Here is a 15539-nt window from a genome sequence, read left to right as displayed (position 1 = left end):
GTGGTCAGGCCTTCGCGGAATCCGGGGCCGGCCGGGCCACCGCCCTGCGCAACGCGAGCGCGGCCATGGGCAGGAGGAGGCAGGCGGCGACCGCGTTCAGCCAGCCGTAGCCCAGCCGGGAGACGATCACTCCGGCGACGGCGCCGCCGATGCCGGCCGCCGTGTTCATCATGAGGTCGGAGAGTCCTTGCACGGCGGCCCGTGCCGCCTGCGGTACGGAGTCGGTGAGCAGCGCCGAGCCCGCCACCAGACCCGCCGACCAGCCGAGCCCCAGGACGAAAAGGCCCGTGGCCGTCCGGATGTGCCCGTCACCCGACGTGCCGGCCAGCACCGCCGCGCAGCAGAGCAGTCCGGCGGCCAGCCCGATGACGGAGAGCCGGCCGGCCCGGTCGGAGAGCCAGCCCATGACGGGGGACAGCGCGTACATGCCGGCGATGTGTCCGCTGATGACCAGGCCGATCAGCTGGATGTCCGCACCATGGTGGCCCAGATGGACCGGGGTCATGACCATGATGGAGACCATCACGGTGTGGGACACGGCGACCGTCACGAGTGCCAGCCGGGCCATCGGGGCCGCCCGCACCGCCGCGATCCCCGCCCGCAGCGATCGGCTCGCCGTGTCGGCGGTGTCCTCGGAGGCGAGCGCCCGCGCGGTCAGCAACGGGTCGGGGCGCAGCAGCACGGCGACCACGGCCCCGGTGAGCAGGAAGATGACGGCGGCCCAGGCGAACGGGCCCGCCGTCTCGGGCACGAAGGTCCCCCGGAACACCCGGCTCGCGGGAGCGGCGATGTTCGGGCCGAGCACCGAACCGATCGTGGTGGCCCAGATGACGGTGGAGATCGCCCGGCCGCGCCGCTCCGGTTCCGCGAGGTCGGCCGCCGCGAACCGCGCCTGGAGATTGGCCGACGAGCCGGCACCGAAACCGGCCATGCCGAGCAGCAGCAGCGGAAAGCTGCCCACGACGGCGGCGGTCACCACGAGGAAGGCCCCGGACGCCCCGACCAGGTAGGCCAGGACGAGCCCGGCGCGCCTGCCCCGCGAGGTCATCAGAGCGGCCAGCGGCAGTGACAGCAGTGCGGTGCCCGTGACGGAGGCGGTCGGCGCGAGCCCCGACAGGGCTTCGGACCCACTCACCTCGGCCGCCAGGACCGGGGCGAGCGCGATACCTACGGCCACGCCGAGCCCGCCGAGTATCTGGCTGCCGACGAGTACGGCGGATATCCGGCGCCGCAGGGCCGGCAGTTCGGCGGCTGTGATCCGGGGCGCGGGGAGAGCAGTCATCACCGCGGCAGTGTGCCAGCTCGTACCTCCGTGCGACATGGGGTGACGGGGTGCGGCACGACGCGGTGATGTGCCCTTCGAAGGGATGGCGCGGTGATCTGCCTTTCGGCGAAGGGATGGTGCGGTGACCGTCTCTTCGGCCTCTTCGACGCGGGACGGACGGCGTTCAGAACAGCGGCTGCGGGAGTATGCCCTCCAGGGCCAGCAGCTGCCGCTTCGTCTCCAGCCCGCCGCCGAATCCGCCGAGCCCGCCGCCGCTCTCCACCACCCGGTGGCACGGAACCACGACCGGCAGCGGGTTGGAGCCCATGGCCGCCCCCACGGCCTGGGCGGCGCCCGGCCGGCCGACCCGGCTCGCCAGCTCGCCGTAGCCCACGACCGCCCCGTAGGGCACACCGGAGGCCAGCTCGGTGAGCACCTCGCGGTCGAAGCCGGAGCTCAGCGACCAGTCCAGAGCGAGCGAGAAGCCCCGCAGCTCTCCGGCGAAATACGCGGCGAGCTGGCGCACCGGATCGGCCAGCAGCGCGGAGTCCGGGGCTTCCACGGGCTCCGCGCCCAGCCGTGTCCGCAGCCGCTCCAGCACCTTGTCCCGGACCGCCGGACGCGCGTGGAAGACCACGGTCACCAGGCCGGAGCGGGTCGCGGCCAGCAGGAGCGGGCCGATGTCGCTCGGCACGACGGACCACTCGACGACCTGCTCGCTGCTCTCCATGCGACCCACCGTACGGCCGGCCACCGACAGTGCCGTCCCGTCAGCCGCTCAGCGGGTGGCGTCCCTGACGACGTCGGGGTTGTTGGTGATGATGCCGTCCACGCCGAAGCCGGCCACCTCGGCAGCCTTCGCCGCGTCGTTCACCGTCCAGGTGTTGACCTGGAGGGGCTTGCCGTGGGCGCCCTTCAGCTTCCGCACCGCGGCGACGTAGTCGGCGCCGATCGTCGTGTACGACGGATTGATCTGGTCGGTGAACGCCGCGTACGACGGCAGATCGGCCACCGCCGGGGTGCCCAGGAAGCCCGTGACGACGTCCGGACGCTGAACATGAACAGTTTTCACACTCTCTGCACCGAAGCTCTGGATGATCAGTTTGTGCTTGACGTGGGCGCGGTCGAGCCATCCCTCCTTGCGCAGGACCCGCAGGGTCTCCTTCTCGATCCCCGGGTAGGTCTCCGGGCTCTTGATCTCCAGGAGCAGCTTCTGGCGGTTGCGCTCGACACGGTGCAGGTACTGGCTGAGCGTCGGCACCCGGGCCCCCGCGAAGCCGGCGCCGAACCAGCTGCCGGCGTCCAGCTTCGCGATCTCCGCCGCGGTGAAGTCCTTGACCGCCCAGGGCGCGCGGTCGGGAAAGACCTCTTCGGCGTCCGTGGTCCTGTTCAGGGTGGTGTCGTGCACGACGACCAGCACGCCGTCCTTGGTGAGCTGGACGTCGTTCTCCACCCACGCGATGCCCAGGTCGTCCGCCGCGTCCACGGCGGCCAGGGTGTTCTCCGGGGCGTAGGCGGAAGCGCCCCGGTGGGCGTAGACGACCGGGCTGTCCTGCGCGCCCGAGGCCTGGGCCTGGGTGGCGGGCAGCAGGACGCAGGCGCCGACCATGACGGCGGCGGCTCCGGAAGCGGTTGCTGTGCGTACGGACACGTGTACTCCTCGCGTCGAGATGCGTTCAGGCAGAGACTCGCATCAGATCCCCAACGGAGGGGAGGAGGATGATGGCCATGTTGTGAACGGAAGGAAGGGCGCCGAGTCCTCGGAGGGCCCGGAGGCGGATAAAATGCCGCTCTTATGTTTGCTTGCCGGGCCTCGCCCTTTAGGGTCACCCCCGAACCCGGGCACACCGCGAAGGGCGTACCAGCATGCAGGGCACAGTCGACGGATTCACCTACGGCCTCGTGACGCCCGTCACGGCGTTCCTCATGGCATGCCTCGGTGCCGCGCTCGGTCTTCGGTGCACCACGCGGTCCCTGCGCACCCGCGGCGCGTCCAGAGCCGGCTGGCTGGCACTCGGCGCCACCTCCATCGGGTCGGGCATCTGGACGATGCACTTCATCGCGATGCTGGGCTTCACGGTCCGGGAAGCGCCGGTGAGCTACGACAGGCCCCTCACCTACGCCAGCCTCGCCGTGGCCGTCGGGATGGTCGGGGTCGGCATCTTCCTCGTCGGCTACCGGGGCGCCACCCGGATGGCGCTGGTCACGGGCGGGACGATCACCGGCCTCGGGGTCGCCTCCATGCACTACCTCGGCATGGCCGGAATGAACTTCGAGGGACTGTTCGAGTACGACACCCTCACCGTCGCGCTCTCCGTCGTCATCGCCGTGGTGGCCGCGACCGCCGCGCTCTGGGCGGCCGTCTCCATCCACGGCTTCCTCCCCAGTCTGGGCGCCAGCGTGGTCATGGGCGTGGCCGTGAGCGGGATGCACTACACGGGGATGGCCGCGCTCCAGGTGCACCTGCACCCCGATGCCGTACCGGCACCGCCGGGCGAGGCACCCACCTCGCTGCTCCTGCCGATGATGATCGGCCCCGGCTGCTTCCTCCTGCTCGCCGCCGTCGTCGTGATGATCGATCCCCTGGTGGTGTCCGGCGGCCCCGCAGAAGCCCGGCGACTGCCGGGACAGGCCGTACGGGGCGGGGGGACGGTGACCTCGATCCCGGCCCAGCGACGGCACACGCCGCCCTACGCGACCGCCGCCCGCAAGGCGTCCCGGCAGCCGTGGAACCGCTGATCCCCGGCCGTTGTCAGTAGGGGGTCGTACGGTGGTTGCATGCGGCCAGTCTCGAAGATCGAACGTTCGGTGGCGCCTTTCGAGGTCGTCAGTCCCTACCAGCCCAGCGGTGACCAGCCGGCGGCCATCGCCGAGCTGGACCGGCGTGTCCGCGCAGGTGAGAAGGACGTCGTCCTGCTCGGCGCGACCGGCACGGGCAAGTCGGCGACGACCGCCTGGATGATCGAGAAGCTTCAGCGCCCCACCCTGGTGATGGCGCCGAACAAGACGCTCGCCGCCCAGCTGGCCAACGAGTTCCGCGAGCTCCTCCCGAACAACGCCGTGGAGTACTTCGTCTCGTACTACGACTACTACCAGCCCGAGGCGTACGTCCCGCAGTCGGACACCTACATCGAGAAGGACTCCTCGATCAACGAGGAGGTCGAGCGGCTGCGTCACTCCGCCACGAATTCGCTGCTCACCCGGCGCGACGTCGTCGTGGTCGCCTCCGTCTCCTGCATCTACGGCCTGGGCACCCCGCAGGAGTACGTGGACCGGATGGTCCAGCTCAAGGTCGGCGACGAGATCGACCGTGACCAGCTGCTGCGCCGCTTCGTCGAGATCCAGTACACGCGCAACGACCTCGCGTTCACCCGCGGCACCTTCCGCGTCCGCGGCGACACCATCGAGATCTTCCCGGTGTACGAGGAGCTCGCCGTCCGCATCGAGATGTTCGGCGACGAGATCGAGGCGCTCTCGACCCTCCACCCCCTGACCGGCGAGGTCATCAGCGAGGACGCCTCGCTCCACGTCTTCCCCGCCAGCCACTACGTGGCGGGCCCCGAGCGCATGGAGAAGGCGGTCAGCGGCATCGAGCAGGAGCTGGAGGTGCGCCTCGCCGAGCTGGAGAAGCAGGGCAAGATGCTGGAGGCCCAGCGGCTGCGCATGCGCACCACGTACGACATCGAGATGCTCCGGCAGATCGGCACCTGCTCCGGCGTCGAGAACTACTCGATGCACTTCGACGGCCGCTTGCCCGGGACCGCCCCCAACACCCTCCTCGACTACTTCCCCGAGGACTTCCTCCTCGTCCTGGACGAGTCGCACGTCACCGTGCCGCAGATCGGCGCGATGTACGAGGGCGACGCCTCCCGTAAGCGGACCCTCGTCGACCACGGCTTCCGGCTGCCCTCCGCCCTGGACAACCGTCCGCTGAAGTGGGAGGAGTTCCTGGGCCGTATCGACCAGACGGTCTACCTCTCCGCCACACCCGGGAAGTACGAGATGTCCCGCGGCGACGGCTTCGTCGAGCAGATCATCCGGCCCACCGGGCTCGTCGACCCGGAGGTCGTCGTCAAGCCCACCGAGGGCCAGATCGACGACCTGGTCCACGAGATCCGCATGCGGACCGAGAAGGACGAGCGCGTCCTGGTCACCACCCTCACCAAAAAGATGTCCGAGGACCTCACGGACTACTTCCTGGAGCTGGGCATCCAGGTCCGCTACCTCCACAGCGACGTCGACACGCTGCGCCGGATCGAGCTGCTGCGCGAGCTGCGCTCCGGCGAGTACGACGTCCTGGTCGGCATCAACCTCCTGCGTGAGGGCCTCGACCTGCCCGAGGTGTCGCTCGTGGCCATCCTCGACGCCGACAAGCAGGGCTTCCTGCGCTCCGGCACGTCCCTGATCCAGACCATCGGCCGTGCCGCCCGTAACGTCTCGGGGCAGGTCCACATGTACGCCGACAAGGTCACCCCGGCGATGGCACAGGCCATCGACGAGACCAACCGCCGCCGCGAGAAGCAGATCGCCTACAACACCGAGCGTGGGGTCGACCCGCAGCCGCTCCGGAAGAAGATCAACGACATCGTCGCGTCCATCGCCCGCGAGGAGGTCGACACCGAGCAGCTCCTCGGCACCGGCTACCGCCAGGCCAAGGACACCAAGGCCCCCGTTCCCTCGCTGGGCGGCAAGGCGGCCGCCGGGGGCAAGGCGAAGAAGGACGGCGCGGTGGTCACCGACCGGCCCGCCGCCGAGCTCGCGGGGATCATCGAGGAGATGACGGACCGCATGCGGGCGGCCGCCGCCGACCTGCAGTTCGAGGTCGCCGCACGACTGCGTGACGAGGTGGGGGAACTGAAGAAGGAGCTGCGTCAGATGAGGGAGGCGGGGCTGGCCTGACCCCGTGGGGCCCGCAGTGTTGCAGGACCGACACAAAAACGGCCCGCGGCTCTTCCCGCCTGCGGGGACTGCGTAGGGTGCTCGGAAACCGCACACCGACGGTTGCGGGGCAAGCGGAGAGGGGACAGCGCGTGACGGTCAACATGACCAAGGGCCAGGCCATCAGCCTGCAGAAGAGCGACGGGGGGACCCTGACCGCGGTACGGATGGGGCTCGGCTGGCAGGCGGCCCCGCGCCGAGGGCTGTTCGGCTCGCGTACCCGTGAGATCGACCTGGACGCCTCGGCGGTGCTCTTCGCCGACAAGCAGCCCGTGGACGTCGTGTTCTTCCGCCACCTCGTCAGCGACGACGGTTCGGTCAAGCACACCGGCGACAACCTGGTCGGCGGAGCCGGCTCGGGCGGCGACGACGAGGCGATCCTCGTCGACCTGCAGCGGGTCCCGGTCCACATCGACCAGATCGTCTTCACGGTGAACTCGTTCACCGGCCAGACGTTCCAGGAGGTGCGACACGCCTTCTGCCGCATCGTCGACGAGACCAACGGCCAGGAGCTCGCCCGCTACACGCTGGACGGTGGCGGCCAGTACACGGCACAGATCATGGCGAAGGTGCACCGCGCGGGCAGCGGATGGCAGATGACCGCCCTCGGCAACCCGGCCAACGGCCGTACGTTCCAGGACCTGATGCCGGCGATCCTGCCGCACCTGTAGACGCGGCAGGGCACGGCCGGCACCCGGCCCGCGGATCCGCACGAGCAGCTCCCGGAGGCACCCGCCGCCGGGAGCTGCGCCCATGGCAGGGCACCACACCGAACGTCGAGGGGACAGGGCAATGACGGCCGAGCTGGTCCGGGGGCAGAACCACACCTTGCCCCAGACCCGTCTGGAGATCAGGGTGTCGGCGGGCTCACCCGTCGTGGCCGGGGCCACGCTCGGGGACGAGCGGGGCACCGTCCGGGGCGCCGAGTGGATCGCCCACCCCGCCTCGCACCGGGTGCCCGGACTCGAGGTGTCCCGGCAGGCGGCGGCCGACCACCGGCTGGCCGTGGACCTGGACGCCCTGCCCGACTCGGTGCACCGCGTCACCGTGCTCCTCGCCCTGCCCATCGGAGCCGGGCGGCCGGGCAGATTCGGTGCGGTGGCCGCACCCTTCGTCGCCGTCACCGGACTCGACGGCACCGAGATCGCCACGTTCACCCTCACCGGCCTGGACACCGAGTCCGCCGTGTCGGCCCTGGAGCTCTACCGCCGCCAGGGGGTCTGGAAGGTCCGCGCCGTCGGCCAGGGCTATGCCGCGGGGCTCGCCGAGATGCTCGCCGACCAGGGTGTGGCCGAGGCGGCGGAGCTGGCCGCCTCCATCCAGGAGGCCGTCGCCTCCGGGCTCGCCCGCTCCGTGCCCCCGCCGCCCCGTGCCCCCGAAGGCGAGCGCGTACGCCACCCGGCGGGCCCCGCGACCACCGGAGGCGCCGGCACGCCCGCCCCGGCGCGGATCCCCGAGCCGTCGGCGGAGCCCGCGCCCCCGCACACCGACGCGCCTGGCGGTCCCGTCAACTACGCGCACCCGCGGCGACAGACCTCGGCGCCGCCCCCGCCGCCGCCCGCGGCCCCGCCCGCCGCCCCGGGACAGCCCCCGCAGCCCGTCGCCGGCGACGCCACCGGCTGGTCCATGGACGAGCGCCTCTACAACCAGATCTGGGGCATGTTCGAGGACCTGGCCCGCGCCGTCGCCGCCTACCGGAGCGCCGTCGACTTCGCCGAGTCCCGGATGGACCAGGAGCTCGACAGGACGCTCTCCGACCCGCGCAGCCGCATCGGGGGTGCCGGCGACCGGGCCCGCGAGGAGGCCCGGGCCAAGCACGACGAACTCACCGGCCGGGCGCGCGAGGCGCTCGAGCGTGATCTCGCCCAGCTCGCCGCCGAGTCCGCCGTCGTCGAACCGGCCCTCCCCGCCGCCTACGCGGGCTGGGGCAACCCCGTCTGGCACGGCTACCGCGTGCCGATGGAGATCCCGATGGCCCTGCGCATCGGCGACCTCCATCTGCCCGAGGGCATCGGCCTGCGCATCCCGCTGCTGGTGCGGCTGCCCCTGGAGCGCGGGATCTGGGTCGACAGCGGACGTACGGCCTCCGAGGCCGCTGCCGCGACGACCGGCGACCAGCTGCGCACCCTGGCCATGGAGACCGCGGTCGCCCTGGCCGCGCGGCTGCTCGCCGTCTACCCGGCGGACGAATTCTCCGTACACGTGATCGACCCGGCCCGTTCCGCCGCCGGCCCGCTGTCCCCCCTGGTCGCCTCCGGGGTTCTCGCCGGGCCGCCCGCCGCCGGAGCGGAAGGCGTGTCCTCGGTCCTCGCCCACCTCACCCGGCGCGTCGATCTGGTGCAGATGGCGATCAGGGCCGGTGCGGCGGACGCGCTGCCGCCGGACCTCGACACGGGGGAGCACCTGCTGATCGTCAACGACTTCCCGCACGGCTTCGACGACAGGGCCGTCACCCAGCTGCGCTATCTGGCGGACGAGGGGCCTGCGGTGGGCGTGCACCTGCTGATGGTGGCCGACCGCGAGGACGCCCGCGCCTACGGCCCGGTGCTCGACCCGCTGTGGCGTTCCCTGCTCCGGATCACCCCCGTGGCCGACGACCACCTCGCCGACCCCTGGGTGGGCCACGCGTGGACGTACGAGCCGCTGAGGGCGCCGCAGGGCAGCCGCGTCCTGGAACAGGTGCTCGCCTTGGTGGCCGCGGCGCGGCGAAGCGGTCACCGCTGAGCCGGACGACGGTGGGTCAATTACCCGCGCACAGCTCCTGACCTGGCATTTTGATCACTACTTGGCACGGACTTTACCGTTTCTTGGTGCTTCATGTACTGTTCTTCGTGCGGAGGGGAGTACTCCCGATCGCGGCGTTCCCGTCAGTACGGACTGTGACCGGTCCCGGGGCGTCGGCCCGGCGCGCATCCCGCGCTCCCGGGTGGAAGAGACCTCCGGCAGCGACGACGCTGATCTATAGCCGTAGCGAACTGCCGGAGGCGCAGTGGACGTTTCATGGACTCTTTGGACGCTGACCATTCTCGGTCTCGTCGCCCTCATCTCCGTCGACTTCTTCATCGGGCGCAAGCCCCATGACGTGTCGACCAAGGAAGCCGGGATCTGGACCATCGTCTGGATCGCCCTGGCCGCCCTCTTCGGGCTCGGGCTGCTGGTCTTCGGCGAGAGCCAGGCCTCGGGCGAATTCTTCGCCGGCTTCATCACCGAGAAGTCGCTCAGTGTCGACAACCTCTTCGTCTTCGTCCTGATCATGGCGAAGTTCTCGGTGCCCAGCCATCTCCAGCAGCGGGTGCTGCTGATCGGTGTGCTGATCGCCCTGGTGCTGCGTGCGATCTTCATCGCAGCGGGTGCCGCGGTCATCGCGAACTTCTCGTGGATCTTCTACATCTTCGGCGCGTTCCTGATCTACACCGCCTGGAAGCTCATCCAGGAGGCGCGGGCCGACGAGGACGAGGAGGACTGGGAGGAGAACCGTCTCCTGAAGTCGATCGAGCACCGTTTCGGTGTCGCCGACCGGTACCACGGGACGAAGCTCTTCATCCGGAACAACGGCAAGCGCGTCATGACCCCCCTGATGGTGGTCATGCTCGCCATCGGCACCACCGATGTGCTGTTCGCACTGGACTCGATCCCGGCGATCTTCGGTCTGACCCAGGACCCGTACATCGTCTTCACCGCGAACGCCTTCGCCCTGATGGGCCTGCGTCAGCTGTACTTCCTCATCGGCGGTCTGCTGAAGAAGCTGGTCCACCTCAGCTACGGGCTCTCGGTGATCCTCGGGTTCATCGGCGTCAAGCTGGTGCTGCACGCCCTGCACGAGTCCGGGGTGCACGTCCCGGAGATCTCCATCCCGTTCTCCCTCTCCTTCATCTGCCTCGTCCTGGTGGTCACCACGGTCACCAGCCTGATCGCCAACAAGAAGCAGGCGGCTCGGGAGGCCGAGGAGAAGGACGACAGCGAGAACGTCGGCGCGGAGAAGTAGCGCCTGACGGACACACCGACGGCCGGGGCCCCACGAGGGGCGCCCGGCCGTCCGGCGTCCGGCGGTTCACCAGCCGCGCTCGCGCCACTCCGGCAGATGCGGGCGCTCGGCACCGAGCGTGGTGTCGTGGCCGTGGCCCGGGTAGACCCACGTCTCGTCCGGGAGCCGGTCGAAGAGCTTCGTCTCCACGTCGTGCAGCAGGCTCGCGAAGGCCTCCGGATCCTTGTGCGTATTGCCTACGCCGCCGGGGAAGAGGCAGTCCCCCGTGAACACGTGCGGGGCGCCGTGCGGGTCGTCGTACACCAGGGCGATGGACCCCGGGGTGTGACCGGTCAGATGCCTCGCGGTCAGAGAGACCCGGCCCACCCGGACCGTGCCGTCGTCCTCCACGAGCTCGTCGGTCGGGACGGGGATGCCCTCGGCGTCGTACCTCCCGGCGTACGTCCGCGCTCCGGTGGCCGCCACCACCTCGCCGAGCGCCTGCCAGTGGTCGCCGTGCCGGTGCGTGGTGACGACGGACGCGATGCCGTCCTCGCCGATCAGCCGCAGCAGTGTCCCGGCCTCGGCGGCCGCGTCGATCAGGAGCTGCTCGCCGGTGGCCCGGCAGCGCAGCAGATACGCGTTGTTGTTCATCGGTCCGACGGCGACCTTGGAGATCATCAGATCCGTCAGCTCGTGCACATCCGCAGCTCCGCCGACCTTGACCGTTCCGCTGTACGTCATGTGACGCAGCCTATAGCGGCGGCAGCGCGGGAAGGCTGCCGCCTTCCACGGTGAGCGCGGAGCCGTCGCGGCGTCCGCAGAGCCACCCGAGGATGCCGGAGGCCGTGCCCCGGACGGTGACCGGAGCGCCGTCGGCGCCGCCGCCCGTGGTCCACAGCCGGCCGTCCGGGGCGACGGCCGTCGTGGGGACGACGCCGGGATGGCCGGCGAACCGTTCCGCCAGGAAGTCGTTCTCCCGGATCACGAACTCCTCCGGCAGATCCTCCAGCTCGTATCCCACCCCCAGGTCGACGTGGTGCAGCTCGACCTCGGTCCAGCGGCGGAAGGGAATCCGGGAGGCCGATTCCGTCACACCGTTGCGCATCGTGACCGTGCGTGACCAGTCGGCCGGCGCCTCGCCGGCGACGAGGAAGGCCGCTCCGCTCGTACGCAGGTCAGCGAGGTGTTCGCCCACCGGGCGAGCGGCATCGCGTTCGATGTCGGCGTCCCGGGTTTCGCTGTTCGCGTACATCGGGCGCCCTTGGAGAACATTTACGAGGGCGTCGGCGTTACGTGACAGGTGGGCAAGAACATGGCCGCGGCTCCAGCCCGGCAGACGCGACGGCTCGGCAACGGCGCCGTCGTCCATCCTGCCCGTGGCGCTGAGCAGCCGATCGGTCGCTTCACGTACAGCTTCCAGGTCGCGCGCATGATCAGTCATGGACCGAGCGTAGACCCCGCCACTCATTCGGGTGATGGAGTCTTCGGCCGACCATAAATCGAATGCGCGTGCTATACGCTCGGAGTCGAAAGCTTCGTACATCGCTGTGGCGCCCCCCATACCCTGGGACAGGGGCTCAGTTCCCCCACTTCTCTCCAGAAAGGTGCGGACCGGCGTGGCCGACCGTCTCATCGTCCGTGGCGCGCGCGAGCACAACCTGAAGAACGTCTCGCTCGATCTCCCCCGTGACTCCCTCATCGTCTTCACCGGGCTCTCCGGATCGGGCAAGTCGTCGCTCGCGTTCGACACGATCTTCGCCGAGGGCCAGCGGCGCTACGTGGAGTCCCTCTCCTCGTACGCCCGGCAGTTCCTCGGCCAGATGGACAAGCCGGACGTGGACTTCATCGAAGGCCTCTCGCCCGCCGTCTCCATCGACCAGAAGTCGACCTCGCGCAACCCGCGCTCGACGGTCGGCACCATCACCGAGGTCTACGACTACCTCCGGCTGCTCTTCGCCAGGATCGGCAAGCCGCACTGCCCCGAGTGCGGAAGGCCCATCGCGCGCCAGTCGCCGCAGGCCATCGTCGACAAGGTGCTCGGCCTGCCCGAGGGCAGCCGCTTCCAGGTGCTCTCCCCGCTGGTGCGCGAGCGCAAGGGGGAGTTCGTCGACCTCTTCGCCGACCTCCAGACCAAGGGCTACAGCAGGGCCCGGGTCGACGGCGAGACGATCCAGCTGTCCGAGCCGCCCACGCTGAAGAAGCAGGAGAAGCACACCATCGAGGTGGTCATCGACCGCCTCACGGTGAAGGACAGCGCCAAGCGCCGGCTGACCGACTCCGTCGAGACGGCGCTGGGTCTCTCGGGCGGCATGGTCGTGCTCGACTTCGTCGACCTCGAGGCGGACGACCCCGAGCGTGAGCGGATGTACTCCGAGCACCTCTACTGCCCGTACGACGACCTCTCCTTCGAGGAGCTGGAGCCCCGCTCCTTCTCCTTCAACTCCCCCTTCGGCGCCTGCCCCGACTGCACGGGCATCGGCACGCGCATGGAGGTCGACCCGGAGCTGATCGTCCCGGACGAGGACAAGTCCCTGGACGAGGGCGCGATCCACCCCTGGTCGCACGGCCACACCAAGGAGTACTTCGGGCGCCAGATCACCGCGCTGGCCGACGCCCTCGGATTCCGTACGGACATCCCCTGGGCCGGACTGCCGCAGCGCGCCAAGAAGGCCCTGCTCCACGGCCACAAGATCCAGACCGAGGTCCGCTACCGCAACAGGTACGGGCGCGAGCGTGCCTACACCACCCCGCGCTTCGAGGGTGCCGTCCAGTACGTCAAGCGGCGTCACTCCGAGGCCGAGAGCGACTCCAGCCGGGAGCGCTTCGAGGGCTACATGCGCGAGGTGGCCTGCCCGACCTGTGAGGGCACCCGGCTCAAGCCGCTGGTCCTCGCCGTCACGGTGATGGAGAAGTCCATCGCCGAGGTCGCCGCGATGTCGATCAGCGAGTGCGCCGAGTTCCTCGGCCGCCTCAAGCTGAACGCCCGGGACAAGAAGATCGCCGAGCGGGTCCTCAAGGAGGTCAACGAGCGGCTGAGGTTCCTCGTCGACGTCGGCCTCGACTACCTCTCGCTGAACCGCGCCGCGGGCACCCTGTCCGGCGGCGAGGCCCAGCGCATCCGGCTCGCCACCCAGATCGGCTCCGGGCTCGTCGGCGTGCTGTACGTCCTGGACGAGCCGTCCATCGGCCTGCACCAGCGCGACAACCACCGTCTGATCGAGACCCTGGTCCGGCTGCGGGACATGGGCAACACGCTCATCGTCGTCGAGCACGACGAGGACACCATCAAGGTCGCCGACTGGGTCGTCGACATCGGTCCCGGCGCGGGTGAGCACGGTGGCAAGGTCGTCCACTCCGGTTCGCTCAAGGAGCTGCTGGCCAACAAGGAGTCGATCACCGGCCAGTACCTCTCGGGCAAGAGGGAGATCGAGATGCCGGACATCCGGCGTCCCGTCGACCCGAAGCGCCGGCTCACGGTGCACGGCGCCCGGGAGAACAACCTCCAGGACATCGACGTCTCCTTCCCGCTCGGTGTGCTCACCGCGGTCACCGGCGTCTCCGGTTCGGGCAAGTCGACCCTGGTCAACGACATCCTCTACACCCACCTCGCGCGCGAGCTCAACGGCGCCAAGTCGGTCCCCGGGCGGCACACCCGGGTCGACGGCGACGACCTCGTCGACAAGGTCGTCCACGTCGACCAGTCGCCGATCGGGCGCACACCCCGCTCCAACCCGGCGACGTACACCGGAGTCTTCGACCACGTGCGCCGGCTGTTCGCCGAGACGATGGAGGCGAAGGTGCGCGGCTATCTGCCGGGCCGCTTCTCCTTCAACGTCAAGGGCGGCCGCTGCGAGAACTGCTCCGGCGACGGCACGATCAAGATCGAGATGAACTTCCTGCCCGATGTGTACGTCCCGTGCGAGGTCTGCCACGGCGCGCGCTACAACCGGGAGACCCTGGAGGTCCACTACAAGGGCAAGTCCATCGCCGAGGTGCTGGACATGCCGATCGAGGAGGGCCTGGAGTTCTTCGAGGCCGTCCCGACGATCGCCCGCCACCTCCGCACGCTCAACGAGGTCGGCCTCGGCTACGTCCGGCTCGGCCAGTCCGCGCCGACGCTCTCCGGCGGTGAGGCCCAGCGGGTGAAGCTGGCGAGCGAGCTGCAGAAGCGCTCCACCGGCCGCACGGTCTACGTCCTGGACGAGCCGACGACCGGTCTGCACTTCGAGGACATCAGCAAGCTCATCTCCGTCCTCTCGGGCCTGGTCGACAAGGGCAACACGGTGATCGTCATCGAGCACAACCTCGATGTCGTCAAGACCGCCGACTGGGTCGTCGACATGGGTCCCGAGGGCGGCAACGGCGGCGGTCTGGTCGTCGCCGAGGGCACCCCGGAGCACATCGCCTCGGTGCCGGCCAGTCACACCGGAAAGTTCCTCCAGGGAATCCTGGGCGCGGACCGGATCGGTGAGGCCGCGGTGCCCGCGGCCCGTAAGGCCCGTAAGGCACCCGCGAAGAAGGCCGTCGCCGCAAAGAAGGCAGTCGCCGCGAAGACGGCCACGGCCCGCAGGACCGCCACGGCCAGGACGGCGGGAAAGACGGCGGCCGAGCAGCCCGCACCGAAGAAGGCAGCCCGCACGCGGAAGGCCTGAGACCGCCCGGAGGGGGCGGGCCCCGCAACCAGGGCCCGCCCCCTCCGGACAGCTCTTCACACCCGCCGGCGCCTCCGTCCGCCCCGCACTCTCCGGGGCCGGTCGAAGGGCCGGCGTTCTCCGCCGGTATCGTCGGGTCTGTCGCCCATGCCTTCAGGTGCGGCCCGTGCCCGGAGTCCGTGGCACCCGGTGCCCCGGACGGTGACGGCGGCTCTCTGTCCCCCCGACCAGTGGAGACCGCATGCCCGGCCTGCCCGCCGCCCGCCGTACCGTTCTGAAGGGCGCCGCTCTCGCCGGTGCCGCCGGGCTGGGAGCGGCGGCCTGTTCGACCGAGTCGAAGCTCGGCCACGCGCAGACGCCCACGCCCACCGCACCGGTGGAGCTCGGTGCCGCCGACGAGGTCCCGGTCGGCGGGGCGAAGCTCTACCGGGAGCAGCGGGTCGTCGTGAGCTGCCAGGCCGCCGGGGAGTACAAGGCCTTCAGCGCGCAGTGCACCCACGCCGGCTGCCTCCTGGACAAGGTCGAGGGCAACGAGGGCAACTGCCCCTGCCACGGCAGTCGCTTCGACATGACCACGGGAAAGGCGCTGCACGGCCCCGCCACCGTGCCGCTGCCCTCCGTCCCGCTGAAGGTCGAGGGCGGAAAGCTCGTCGCGGGCCCCGAAGCCTGACCGGGCCGCCTGTCCCGGGCATCAGGGACCCCGGAAATGCCGCTCTGT

At 70.3% G+C, this 15539-nt stretch carries 12 protein-coding genes; 7 read left to right on the top strand and 5 right to left on the bottom strand.

Annotated elements, in window-relative coordinates:
* Positions 1-4: 4 nt before the first annotated feature.
* The 3 genes from ACIP63_RS01025 to ACIP63_RS01015 form a co-directional block, all read right to left on the bottom strand.
* Positions 5-1282 (bottom strand): MFS transporter, encoded by a 1278-nt coding sequence (locus tag ACIP63_RS01025; RefSeq protein ID WP_401512219.1) that lies wholly within the window; start codon positions 1280-1282, stop codon positions 5-7.
* Positions 1283-1448: 166 nt separating this feature from the next.
* A complete protein-coding gene (locus ACIP63_RS01020; RefSeq protein WP_401510221.1) occupies positions 1449-1994 on the bottom strand; it encodes a methylated-DNA--[protein]-cysteine S-methyltransferase in 546 nt (181 codons plus the stop codon).
* Between the two features lie 48 nt (positions 1995-2042).
* Positions 2043-2915 carry a glycerophosphodiester phosphodiesterase gene (locus tag ACIP63_RS01015; protein WP_401510220.1) on the bottom strand — a complete coding sequence of 291 codons (873 nt, stop codon included), beginning with the start codon at positions 2913-2915 and terminating at the stop codon, positions 2043-2045.
* Between the two features lie 215 nt (positions 2916-3130).
* On the opposite strand from ACIP63_RS01015, the gene ACIP63_RS01010 reads away from it, so the two are divergent.
* The 5 genes from ACIP63_RS01010 (at position 3131) to ACIP63_RS00990 (ending at position 10187) form a co-directional block, all read left to right on the top strand.
* Positions 3131-4003 carry an MHYT domain-containing protein gene (locus ACIP63_RS01010; protein ID WP_401510218.1) on the top strand — a complete coding sequence of 291 codons (873 nt, stop codon included), beginning with the start codon at positions 3131-3133 and terminating at the stop codon, positions 4001-4003.
* A 39-nt stretch (positions 4004-4042) separates the two neighbouring features.
* Entirely contained in the window at positions 4043-6163 is a 2121-nt protein-coding gene (gene uvrB / locus ACIP63_RS01005; protein WP_401510217.1) for an excinuclease ABC subunit UvrB, read from the top strand.
* 131 nt (positions 6164-6294) lie between these two features.
* Positions 6295-6873, top strand: a complete 579-nt coding sequence (locus ACIP63_RS01000; protein WP_362938848.1) for a TerD family protein — start codon at positions 6295-6297, stop codon at positions 6871-6873.
* Between the two features lie 121 nt (positions 6874-6994).
* The gene (locus ACIP63_RS00995; protein WP_401510215.1) at positions 6995-8926 is read left to right on the top strand and encodes a TerD family protein; all 1932 of its coding nucleotides are present in this window, start codon (positions 6995-6997) and stop codon (positions 8924-8926) included.
* Between the two features lie 265 nt (positions 8927-9191).
* Complete coding sequence (locus ACIP63_RS00990) at positions 9192-10187, top strand: TerC family protein (RefSeq protein ID WP_401510213.1); 996 nt, start codon at positions 9192-9194, stop codon at positions 10185-10187.
* 66 nt (positions 10188-10253) lie between these two features.
* Here the strand turns inward: ACIP63_RS00990 and ACIP63_RS00985 are convergent, their stop codons facing one another.
* Positions 10254-10910: an MBL fold metallo-hydrolase gene (locus tag ACIP63_RS00985; RefSeq protein ID WP_401510212.1), complete on the bottom strand. Its 657-nt coding sequence runs from the start codon at positions 10908-10910 to the stop codon at positions 10254-10256.
* Positions 10911-10920: 10 nt separating this feature from the next.
* The gene (locus tag ACIP63_RS00980; protein ID WP_401510210.1) at positions 10921-11610 is read right to left on the bottom strand and encodes a maleylpyruvate isomerase family mycothiol-dependent enzyme; all 690 of its coding nucleotides are present in this window, start codon (positions 11608-11610) and stop codon (positions 10921-10923) included.
* Between the two features lie 175 nt (positions 11611-11785).
* Between ACIP63_RS00980 and uvrA the strand changes: the two genes are divergently transcribed.
* Positions 11786-14821 (top strand): excinuclease ABC subunit UvrA, encoded by a 3036-nt coding sequence (uvrA, locus tag ACIP63_RS00975; protein ID WP_401510209.1) that lies wholly within the window; start codon positions 11786-11788, stop codon positions 14819-14821.
* Between the two features lie 241 nt (positions 14822-15062).
* Positions 15063-15491 carry a Rieske (2Fe-2S) protein gene (locus ACIP63_RS00970; RefSeq protein WP_401510207.1) on the top strand — a complete coding sequence of 143 codons (429 nt, stop codon included), beginning with the start codon at positions 15063-15065 and terminating at the stop codon, positions 15489-15491.
* Positions 15492-15539 lie beyond the last annotated feature (48 nt).

Source organism: Streptomyces sp. NPDC088746 (assembly GCF_044751065.1).
Taxonomy (GTDB): Bacteria; Actinomycetota; Actinomycetes; order Streptomycetales; family Streptomycetaceae; genus Streptomyces.
This window is presented reverse-complemented; position numbering and strand designations above follow the sequence as displayed.

Bases quoted from the DNA above. Each gene is read 5' to 3' on its own strand.
- ACIP63_RS00970 (WP_401510207.1), top strand. From the start codon at position 15,063: ATGCCCGGCCTGCCCGCCGCCCGCCGTACCGTTCTGAAGGGCGCCGCT.
- ACIP63_RS00995 (WP_401510215.1), top strand. From the start codon at position 6,995: ATGACGGCCGAGCTGGTCCGGGGGCAGAACCACACCTTGCCCCAGACC.
- ACIP63_RS00985 (WP_401510212.1), bottom strand. From the start codon at position 10,910: ATGACGTACAGCGGAACGGTCAAGGTCGGCGGAGCTGCGGATGTGCAC.
- uvrB (WP_401510217.1), top strand. From the start codon at position 4,043: ATGCGGCCAGTCTCGAAGATCGAACGTTCGGTGGCGCCTTTCGAGGTC.
- ACIP63_RS01010 (WP_401510218.1), top strand. From the start codon at position 3,131: ATGCAGGGCACAGTCGACGGATTCACCTACGGCCTCGTGACGCCCGTC.
- ACIP63_RS01020 (WP_401510221.1), bottom strand. From the start codon at position 1,994: ATGGAGAGCAGCGAGCAGGTCGTCGAGTGGTCCGTCGTGCCGAGCGAC.
- ACIP63_RS01025 (WP_401512219.1), bottom strand. From the start codon at position 1,282: ATGACTGCTCTCCCCGCGCCCCGGATCACAGCCGCCGAACTGCCGGCC.
- ACIP63_RS00980 (WP_401510210.1), bottom strand. From the start codon at position 11,610: ATGACTGATCATGCGCGCGACCTGGAAGCTGTACGTGAAGCGACCGAT.